This window comes from Inquilinus sp., assembly GCF_057815775.1.
Genome location: NZ_JBYRFX010000494.1, coordinates 1 through 1,753 on the forward strand (window position 1 = coordinate 1; position 1,753 = coordinate 1,753).

General features: G+C 68.7%; 2 protein-coding genes. Both read left to right on the forward strand.

Annotated features, from left to right (window positions below; translation table 11 throughout):
* On the forward strand, nucleotides 1-897 hold an 897-nt coding region (locus AC3XYG_RS17510; protein WP_489141133.1), incomplete at its 5' end, for a sugar-binding transcriptional regulator.
* A gap of 30 nt (nucleotides 898-927) precedes the next feature.
* The coding region (locus tag AC3XYG_RS17515; protein ID WP_489141134.1) for an ABC transporter substrate-binding protein at nucleotides 928-1,753 on the forward strand (826 nt) is incomplete at its 3' end.

A 1,753-nucleotide genomic window follows, 5' to 3' on the forward strand; every position in this document is an offset into this window, starting at 1 on the left:
CTGGGCGTGTCGCGGGTCAAGGTCCACCGCCTCATCTCGCTGGCCGAGGAGCTCGGGCTGGTCAGCGTCCACATCGCCGGCCGCCCGGCCGAATGCCTGAAGCTGGAGGACGGGCTGATCGACCGCTTCGGTCTCGGCTTCTGCCGCGTGGTCCCGGCGATCGACGTGGACGACCAGCCCTTCGAGGCCCTGGGGGCCGAGGGCGCCGCCTATCTCTCCCGCTATCTCGAGACCTCCGGCGCCAAGGTCATCGGCGTCAGCCACGGCCGCACCCTGGCCGCCCTGGTCAACCGCCTGCCCCGGATCGCGGCGCCCGACACGAAGTTCGTCTCGCTGCTGGGCAGCCTGACCCGCAAATCCTCCGCCAACCCGTTCGACGTGGTGCAGCGCCTGGCCGACAAGACTGGCGGCGAGGGCTATTTCATGCCGGTGCCGATGGCCGCCGACAGCCTGGGCGACAAGGCGGTGATGCTGTCGCAGAAGAGCGTCCAGGCGGTGCTGGCCCTGGCCCACCAATCCACCCTGTGCCTGGTCGGCGTCGGCGAACTGGGACGCCAAGCCCACATGCTGCAGACCGGGGTGCTGACCCGGGCCGACTATGACGACCTGCGTGCGGCCGGCGCGGTCGGCGACCTGGCAGGGCAGTTCCTGGACGGGGGCGGCCACCGCGTCGCCTCCGAGGTCAACGACCGCGCCCTGAGCGTCGGGCTGGACGACCTGCGTGGGCGGAAAGTCGTCGCCATCGCCGGCGGCGCGGTCAAGGCCGACGCCATCACCGCCGCGCTGATGAGCGGGGTGGTGACCGACCTGATCATCGACGAATCCGCGGCGGTGGCGATGGCCGCGCGCCGCGGGGCCCGGCCACCGCAACGGCAGGGTCAACGCGAGACCAGCTGACAACCAGAAACATCGAGGGAGGAACCAGTGATGAAACGCACGACCGATCTCTTTGACGCCCATATCGCCGGCCGCCTGTCACGGCGGGAGTTGATGACCGGTGCCGCCAAGCTCGGCATCGGTGCCGCGACGGCCGGATTCATGCTGAACCAGGCCGGGACCCGGGCCCTGGCCGCCGACGGCCCCGACTTCAAGAAGTTCGCCGGCAAGAAGATCAGCCTGCTGCTGAACAAGCATCCCTACACGGATGCGATGATCGCCAACCTCGACAACTTCAAGGCGCTGACCGGGCTGGACGTCAGCTACGACGTGTTCCCGGAGGATGTCTATTTCGACAAGGTCACCGCCACCCTGTCGAGCAAGTCGCCGCAATACGACGTGTTCATGACCGGCGCTTACCAGACCTGGCAATACGGCCCGGCCGGCTGGCTGGTCGACATGAACCAGTACATCAAGAACCCCGCGCTGACGGCCGCCGCCTACAATTGGGACGATGTGCTGCCGGGCCTGCGCGCCTCCACCGCCTGGTCGGGCGTGCCGGGCCAGCCGCTGGGCGGCGACGGCGCCAAGCAATGGGCCGTGCCCTGGGGCTTCGAGCTGAACAGCGTCGCCTACAACAAGCGGATCTTCGACGCCGCCGGCATGAAGCCGCCGAAAGACCTGCCGGAGATGGTCGACCAGGCCGGCAAGCTGAGCGCGCTGAACCAGGGCTTCTACGGCGTCGGCGTCCGCGGCAGCCGCAGCTGGGCGACGATCCATCCCGGCTACCTGTCCGGCCTGACCAATTATGGCGGCAAGGATTTCGACACCACCGGCGGCAAGCTGAAGGCGGCGATGAACAGCGCCGAGGCCAAGG